4 protein-coding genes and 1 pseudogene are annotated in these 8,680 nt (G+C 60.1%); 4 read left to right on the plus strand and 1 reads right to left on the minus strand.

The features are described 5' to 3' along the window. Positions 1–124 (plus strand): annotated as a pseudogene (locus tag IB248_RS30580) (IS481 family transposase); the annotation flags it as partial. A 217-nt stretch (positions 125–341) separates the two neighbouring features. After that, entirely contained in the window at positions 342–1,451 is a 1,110-nt protein-coding gene (locus IB248_RS30585; RefSeq protein WP_192242216.1) for a nucleotide kinase domain-containing protein, read from the plus strand. On the opposite strand, the gene IB248_RS30590 is transcribed toward IB248_RS30585, so the two are convergent. Continuing rightward, on the minus strand, positions 1,448–1,705 hold the full coding sequence (locus IB248_RS30590; protein WP_192242217.1) for a hypothetical protein: 258 nt from the start codon (positions 1,703–1,705) through the stop codon (positions 1,448–1,450). The genes IB248_RS30585 and IB248_RS30590 overlap by 4 nt on opposite strands. A 253-nt stretch (positions 1,706–1,958) precedes the next feature. Here IB248_RS30590 and IB248_RS30595 point away from each other — a divergent pair, with 253 nt between their 5' ends. Together IB248_RS30595 and IB248_RS30600 are read left to right on the plus strand one after the other, a co-directional pair. Then, positions 1,959–5,699, plus strand: coding sequence for a TIR domain-containing protein (locus tag IB248_RS30595; RefSeq protein ID WP_192242218.1), 3,741 nt, complete (start codon positions 1,959–1,961; stop codon positions 5,697–5,699). A gap of 174 nt (positions 5,700–5,873) precedes the next feature. Further along, positions 5,874–8,546, plus strand: coding sequence for a patatin-like phospholipase family protein (locus IB248_RS30600; RefSeq protein WP_210333097.1), 2,673 nt, complete (start codon positions 5,874–5,876; stop codon positions 8,544–8,546). Positions 8,547–8,680: the final 134 nt, after the last annotated feature.

Consider the following 8,680-nt stretch of genomic DNA (forward strand, 5'->3'; position numbering starts at 1 on the left):
CGCCAAACACCTCAAGGCGCTCCGATGGCGAACGCCCTATCAAGCAATCTGCAACGCCTGGACAAGGGACCCGTCAATCTTCAAAATCAATCCGCACCATCTCATTCCGGGACCACACACCTAGTGCTTTCTTTCGTGGATACCGACAATTTCACGTCGGCAGAGGCGATCATTCGTGTCATAGCTGATCGGACCCAAACCGGGGGCGCGATTATTTTCGATCATTGGACGGGACACGAGCGCCACATCGACACTATTGGTGAGAGAATAGCCGCAAAACAACTCGCAGCCGACACACGATACTTCAACCTGCATGGCACCGGTGTATTCTTGAGGCAGCTATGAACCCTACCCCGACCCACTTCAGCCGACGCAGTCCGCCCCAGCTACGCAACGGAGTTTATGAGCTGTACTGGACGTTCGCATCACGGCGACAATCGGCCTTCGAGGCGCGACTGGCCGGACAGAGCCAGCCTTGGACGTCCGACCCAATTCTGCAGGTTTATAAGTTCTGCAACGTTTTTCGGGCGGCTGACCGCGTGTCTCAATTCATGATCAAGGACGTGGCGTACGGACAGGACGCCGAAACCACCGCCCGCGATCGAGTGTTCCAGATTACCGCCTTCCGCACCTTCAGCAACATTGCCACGTGGGAATCGGTAACCTCCGAACTCGGAGGGTCACCACGTCTCGATCATCTGCGCTCAGGCGAATTCGAGCGGGCTCTCGATCGAGTCAAGGCGCAGAACGGCGGGCTCTACACCGGTGCATTTATCCTTTGTGCCAACAAGGCGTTCGGTTTCGACGAGAAGCACCGCAACCACGTTGCGCTCTTCAAGCACATGTTCCTCGATCACGCCTGTGCCGAGCGGGTACTACAGGCGCCGTCACTGGAAGCCGTCGTGGAATTGTTGCAGGGCTTTCCGCTGATGGGACCGTTCATGGCCTATCAGACTGCAATCGACCTCAATTACTCCGAACTGCTCGACTTCAGCGAGGACGACTATACTCAAGCCGGCCCAGGCGCGCTGCGTGGACTGAAGAAGGCCTTCACCAATCTTGGGGATTACTCGCCGGCGGACACCATCCTCTGGATGGTAGATCGGCAGGACGAGGAATTCCGACGGCTAGGCCTGCCCTTTCGAGGTTTGTTCGGCCGCAGGCTGCATGGTATCGATTGCCAGGGCCTATTCTGCGAACTCGACAAATATTGCCGCGAGGCGGTTCCCCAACTGACCAGCGCGCGCAGCCGGATCAAAGCGAAATACTCAGGGTCGGAGCGAAATATCGACCTGTTCTTTCCTCCCAAGTGGCAACTTCCTTCGTCGGGTGTCATTCGCGGATCGAGACCTATGTCTGGTGAGCGTACGCGTAGGCAGGCAATGGTCGCGCCGCTCAAATCTCCAAAAGAGGTTCGCGAAGAGCTCGCCATTGCAGATCTTTTTGCCTAACCACCACTGAATAGCGCCTCGACCTGCGCACTGGTGAAATGCTCCTCACGCCCATTCTTGCTTTCGAGAAACCTTATGATGGGGTTGCTGTAGTCAGCATTGCGAAACATCGCCGTCTCGCGCTCGGGTCGCGCGACAAGCTCGTCAAACTGATTTTGTGATAGTGTAACCTTCACCTCTCGGGTGATATCACGCTCGAGCTTCGCGAGGTCGTTGCGGAAAATATTGATCGCTTCACTTAGCGAAATCTTCATTCCAGAACTGGGCCGACGCGCTCCGGTGGCAGCGGTGTGCCCGGCCGGAGGTTGTTGGCCCCTCTGACGTTGCGAACGTCATACGCCGCACGAACCCCTTGGAGCGGAACTGTTCCGGTTGCGGCCACGGTGCCTTTAGAAAGGGACTCTTCGACACGCACGTAAGCTCTCCACCTTTGCGCGCCAAAATTGCACACGGCCTCGTCTTCGACTATCATCGCGCCCGCCATGAAGAACGGTCGGAAAACCGCACATGCATACGGAGGATCAGGCAACAAAACGGGGTTGGTTCCGCAGGCTGCTGGCTGCACTCGGGTGGCCGCTGAACGCCGAGCCCGTCAGCGCCGCTGAGAACTACGCCTTCATTAGTTACCATCACCACGCAAACGACACCGTCCAGGCCGAATGGCTCTTGACGGCGCTCGAAACATATTCCGTACCGGCAGATCTAGCAAAGCAGCTCAAGGTGCCGCGGCGCCTCGGCAAGGTATTCCTCGCCAGCGCGGATCTTGCGGCGACGCCCCATCTGTGGGACGTCATTGTCGCCGAGCTCAAGAAGAGCAGGAACCTCGTCGTGCTGTGCTCGCCAGAGGCTGCCGATCGACCCTGGATCAATGATGAGATCTTGGAATTCATCCGGCTAGGTCGGCGCGACAGGATCTTCGCCGTGCTTCTCGAAGGAGAGCCGGCCGAGTCATTTCCGTCTGCGCTGCGCACGATCAGCACGAGGCCCGACGAGGTCGAACGGGCATTAGGCCGCCGGGAGGAGCCTTTGGCGGCGGATCTCAGGCCAGTGACGGACGTGAGCCTGCGGCGTGTGCGGCGCATAGCGCTGCTGCGGCTTGTTGCGGGCATGCTCGGCGTCGGCTTCGACGCGCTTCAAAACCGCGATCAAGAAAGGCAGATGGCGAATATCCGCCGCATCGCTTTCGGCGCCATGGTGGCGACTGTCATCGTGTCCGGCCTGGCTGTCTGGGCCCTGATCAACCGTGCGGCTGCGGCCCGCGAGCGCGAAGCGGCCGTCAATAACGAGGCGCAGTCGATTGCGCGTCTCGCCGACAACTGGTCCGCCCAGAAGGAAGTGCTGGATGCGGAATCGGGATATGCGGCCTCGATCGCCGCCAAGGACCGTGCCCAGGTTCGAGAGTCCCTGCTCCGGATAAGGGCCCAGGGCATTTCCCATCTCTGGGACGCGCCGTCCCGCATGGGCGGCAACGCAATACTGACTGTTCCGGACGGCAAGGAAGTGGTCGCCGCGCAGGGCGATTACACCATCCGAGTGCTGAGCATCGCCGACGGCTCGGAGCGCATTGAGCTTGGCGGACACCGCGCCCTGGTCGTAGCGCTTGCACTGTCGTCAGATGGCAAGCGCCTTGCCAGCGCGGATGTCGAAGGATCTATCCATGTCTGGGATATGCTCGACGGATCGTCGATCGAGACTTATGCGCCGCGACCGGCACGCGTCGTTGCCCTAGGCTTCGACCGGAAGGGCCGTCTCTGGAGCATCAGCAGCGACAACCAGCTGGCGCGCAGGGAGGTCAATGGAACACTCGCGACCACCCCCATTCCGGGCAACAGCGTCTCCGCCGCGGTCATACGGCCCGACGGACCTGAGATCATAGCTGGAGACACCAAGGGCTTCATCCGCAGGATAAGTCCGGAAAACGGCACTGATCTCTCGGCGTTCAAGGCCGACAAGCTGGCGATCACATCGATGGCGGTCGATACCGAGGGAAAGCGTGTGGCCGAGTGGGGCACGGACGAGCGCTATGTAAGCCATACCGGAGAGCCATTGCCCTGCAAATGCGTGCGGGTCTGGTCGCTGGAAACATCCGCCTTCCTGGGAGAACTCTTTGACAGCCCCGGATATCCGGGTCAAAGCGCGCTAACCTTTTCGCCTGACGGCACCATGCTGGCGATTGCAACGCGGAGCGGCAGCGAGATCTGGGATATCGGCTCGCAACGGCTCCGGAAAGTCGAGGCTAGGCGTCATGGTGTCGGCGCGGTGTGGTCGGCCGCGTTCTCGACCGACTCGAAGCGGCTGTTCGCAATCGGCGAACGCCTCAATGCGTACGACGTTGCCTCGCTCGAAAAGCTGGAATGGCTGGGCGGGCACGACACGTCCGCAAGCAGCCTCGCCTTCTCCCCGGACGGCAAGAGGCTGGTGAGTGCTGGGCTCGGGGGCGATCTCAGGTTTCACGACGCCGACACCGGGCAAGAAGTGAGTGTCATCGACGACACTTCCGGTGGGTTAAGCAGCATCGAATTCGACCCCACTGGACGGTGGATTGTCGGATGCACATTTAGTGGAGGCCTCAAGCTGTGGGACATGACAGCCGGAATCAGCATCGAGCGACCGGCCCGGGGATATACCAAACAGTGCGCCAGCCTGGATAGCAATGACGGACGCCTTGCCGTCGCCCAAGGCGATATGGTCGTCTTCTATCGGCTGGATGGCGAGCCTGACGGCGTCGTGCCTCTCACGGGCGTCTCTCCCGTCGGCGTAACCTACTCTCCTGATGGGACACAACTCGCCGTGGCCAACAGCTCCGGCCAAATCCGCTTCTACAAAGAGACCTATTACGGAACGCCGGAGGCCTTGCCGCTCGCGCCCCAGATCAATCGGCTTTCCCATATCGCATTCAGTCCCAATGGCAGGCTGTTTGCCGCGGCGGGCCAGAATATTCTAGTGATCTGGTCGGTAGACAAGCCGGTGCAACCGGTGCATGCCATCACTATTCCCGGAGAGGTCAACAGCATGACCTTTAGCCCGGACGGCCAGCTGGTCGCTCTGGCGATGTACGGCGGCGTCAGCATTATCGACGTGATCAATGGGACGGTGATTGCCCATATCAACCCGTATCGCACGCTCAAGGCGCATATAACGAGCGTTGCCTTCGATCCTGCAGGCAAACGGCTCGCCATCGGCAGCGATCAGGGCGTCATTCGCAACTACACGATCGGCGACGGCGCGGAGACTTGGACCATTCGTCCTCCAGATCGCATGCCGGGCGACTATTCCTTCACGCCAGATGTCGCGTTTTCACCAAAAGCGGCGCGTGTCGCGATAAAGGGGCTGGACCAGAGCATCCGGCTCTTCGACCTCACCAGCCGGCGCCTCATCGACACGATCAGCGGCGATTATGCCAGGGGCGAAGGCTTGCTGTTCTCCGCTGACGGCAGGACGTTGACCACGGGTTCGCAGAGAGGTGTCATCCGGACCGTGACGCTGGATGGACACTCGGTGGACGAGATCGCGGTCGCGAAGGACGACCAGCCCGTCAACCTGATCACGGCGTCTAAGGACGCATCGCTATTCGCATTCGCCACGCATGACTCCGGCCAGAAAGATGTGGATTCGACCACTATCGTCGTCTGGAACAGGAAGGCGGGAAAAGCCAATGCCGTCCTCACTGGCCATGGCCGTGCCGTAATGTCGCTGGCCTTCAATCCGGTGGCGCCCGTCCTGGCCTCAGCATCCTATGACACAACGGCACGGCTATGGGATCTGACTCGGCCCGGCTCTTACCGGGACCTCCCGGGGCATGCCGGCTCCGTGACGTCGATCACCTTCAGCACAGACGGCAAATTGGTGGCGACGGCGTCTCGCGACGGCTTCGTCCGTATCTTCGATGCCTCCACCGCGGGGCTCATTGCCACGCTGGAAGCCGCCACCGACAGCAGCTATGTCGAGCAGGTGACGTTCGCACCGTCGGGAGACGTGTTGATCGCCAGCGGCCAGGGTGGCACCACGATCTGGCAGGCGGGGTCCTGGACCTCGCTCGTCCATCTCAGCGGCCATGATGATCAATGGGTCCAGACGGCGGCGGTCGATCTAACCGGCACCTGGCTGCTGACGACATCGCAGGATCCCTATATCCGGGTTTGGGACCTGAAGGCGCTAGCGCGCTTTCGCGAGGAAGATCCTCAAGCCATTCTCGCGGACAGCGTGAAACGTACCGATCGAAGCCTCGGCGATCTTATGGCGCGGTGATTGCCGGCGGGTTGTGCGGCGATACAGCGAAACCGCAATACATGGCCGCCCTCTTGCGTCTTGGCCATTGCGCCCGTGCCGCGTCTCTCTGTATGATCGAGTTGCGCGCCTTCACCACAGAACCATCTGGTTGCGCATACAGCATGCAGCGCCAAATGGGGACGGGAGAGCATGGTGGCGAAGACAAGCAATCCCGGGAAGACCTGGGCCGAAATCCTTGGGGCTACCGATCCAGATAGCGCATTCGGTGAGGTTTTCTTCGCAACCTATGGCAAGCGCCTCTGGGAGCCGGACGCGCAAGACGCCTTGGCGGCGCATGCATTTCATATCGAACTTATATCGCGGATCGCCACACAACCTCTCGGCTATAGCGAGGGCGTAGAGGAGCGCGCCCTGACCAGCGTGTTCGATCTTTTCGCTCGGGCTCGCGCGATATGTGACGCGAACCTGAAGGGGACCACCTTCGAGACGCTGGTCTGGTACGTGCTCAACACCCACGTCCGTCCGTTCACCGCCAAGTGGCACGCGAAAAAAGCCGCGGGCGTGCTCAATGCCCTCGACACGACCGATCAGTTCCGCGCCGAACTCAAAAACGTCCAGACGGCACTGATATCGCTGGATCATGCGCTGCAGGCGGTCATGTCTGCCGAGGGCTACCTCATCCCGGATGCTGCGGCATCGAATCCCAATCTCGGACCGATCGACGATGAAATGTCAAAGTCCGTCACGTGGCGGCCGATGGGGGAAAAGTCCGCCGCCAAAGGCGAAGCACATTGGGACCTTGTGGAGCAAGAAGCTGTCTGGGTTCAAAGGCGCCGAGAAAGCTACAGCTTGACAGCCACTCAACCGTGGGCAGCAGGGCTCGCGCTGTCGGGAGGGGGTATTCGCAGCGCGACGTTCGCACTCGGCGTCATGTCGTCGCTCGCCAAGCGCAATCTTCTCCGCCAGTTCGACTATCTCTCGACCGTTTCGGGCGGTGGCTATGCCGGAATCTTCCTAACGCAATTGCTCGGGTCGCTGCCGGAGAGGGGAAAGTCGGCCCAGAGCGGGCTTGTGCAGCCGGATGATCCGCAGGTTAGCCTGAAGCGGGATCATCTACCATTCGCCCGCAACGAAGGCGAATCGGAGCTACTTCGGACCATCCGGCAGAATGCCAGCTATCTCTCGGGATCGCTGTGGGAACGGCTCGGGATCGCGATGACCCAGGCCTATGGGATCTTCATGAACCTCGCCGTCGTGGCCCTGCTTGCCGCCGCCTTCGCCTTTGTCGACTACATGCTTCGCGAGATCGTACCCGCACCGGCCGGCCAGTGGACCTCGATCATGTCAATCGGCCTACTTGCCGTTTTCCTCGCGATCCCGCTGCTTAGAAAGATCACGCTGTTCTCCGCGGGCAGTCTTTTCTGGATGGCGGTGCTCGGGGTCATGTTCCTGCTGCCGCTTTTTTGGCTGGCGCTCGGTCTGGTGCATACGCTGTGGCAACCGGTCACAGCTCTGTGGAATACTCTCTACAATGTGCTGGTGAAAGAGGTACCGGAGAGAGGGGTGATGACGACGCTCGCGGCTGTATTCGTGTCCGGATCGGCATTGACCGGCGCTGTCATGGCCCGGCTCATCAAAGCAAGGCCGATCCTTTTGACTATTCTCATCTTCATCTTTTTTGCGGTGCTGGAAACGATCGCCTTCTATAGCTACACCGCGCTGCAACTGCCTTATGCCACCCTCGCATTCGCCAGTCTGATGGTTATCTTCGGATATCTCTGGCTCTTCCTCGACGTGAATTCGATTTCTCTGCATGGCTATTACAGGGAGAAGCTCGCCACCGCCTTCCTGATCGATGCGGCGCGCCAGCCGGCTAAACCGATCCGCCTCACTGAATTCACTCCCGATTGGGCGCACTTCCCGATCATCAACTGCGCCGTCAACCTTCCGGGCTCGAAGAATGCGTCGATGCGGGGCCGCCTGTCGGACGTTTTCTCGTTCACGCCCGTCGCCACTGGCTCACCGGTGCTCAAATACGAAGCTACAAGCCTTTGGGAAAAGAGACATCCGCAACTGGACATCGCCACGGCGATGGCATTGTCGGGCGCGGCCGTCTCGCCGCAAATGGGGCTGCGTACGTCGCGCTATGCCAGCTTCTGGCTGACGCTGCTGAACCTCAGGCTGGGCGCATGGCTTCGGAAAGCAGGCGAAGACGAAACGAAAGGCCCCGGCATCGGCTATCTGTTGCGCGAACTGAGCGCGACGGCCGATGAAAATGACGCCTATGTCCACATCTCGGACGGCGGGCATATCGAAAATCTTGGCGTCTACGAACTACTTCGGCGCCGATGCCGCTTTATCGTCGCAGTCGACGGTGAGAACGATCCCCAGATGACTTTCCATGCGCTCACCAACCTACAGCGTCTGGCCTACATCGACTTCGGGATTGTGCTGGAGGTCAACCTCGACGACCTACGCCTGAACCAAGCCGGCCTAAGCCGCTCGCATTTTCAGCTATGCCGCATCCTCTATCCGAAGGGCGCCCAGGATTCGGAGCAAGAGATCGGATATCTCGTCTATCTCAAACTATCGCTGACCGGCAACGAGGGCGAGTTCCTGCGCCGCTACAAGCTCGACGAGCCATCATTTCCCCATCATTCGACGGCCGACCAGTTCTTTTCCGAGCCGCAATTCGAAGCTTACCGCGCGCTCGGCGAGCATGTAGGTGAGAAAATGTTCCTTCCCGCGATCACAGGCGATCTCGGACAGGATGTCAAGTTAGAAGAGTGGTTCCGGCAGCTTGGGCGCAGCTTCCTCGATCCGCGCCCCGCCGCGCCGATCAGCAGGCCTGCTGCAGTGCCGTAGCGCAGGACTAGGTGTGTAGTCCCTGAGTGTGATGGTGCATCATTGAACCTGAGTCGTCAGGAAGAGGATGCATTATGGGAAGTATTCTTCACGGCAGCGCCCGCACGACGCCGCGTCTTCGAGCCGAACTCCAA

Origin of the sequence: Rhizobium sp. RHZ01, assembly GCF_014851595.1 — a bacterium.
GTDB lineage: Bacteria > Pseudomonadota > Alphaproteobacteria > Rhizobiales > Rhizobiaceae > Rhizobium > Rhizobium altiplani.

Excerpts from the sequence above, each read along its gene's own strand:
- IB248_RS30585 (WP_192242216.1), top strand. The coding sequence starts at position 342 with ATGAACCCTACCCCGACCCACTTCAGCCGACGCAGTCCGCCCCAGCTA.
- IB248_RS30590 (WP_192242217.1), bottom strand. The coding sequence starts at position 1,705 with ATGAAGATTTCGCTAAGTGAAGCGATCAATATTTTCCGCAACGACCTC.
- IB248_RS30595 (WP_192242218.1), top strand. The coding sequence starts at position 1,959 with ATGCATACGGAGGATCAGGCAACAAAACGGGGTTGGTTCCGCAGGCTG.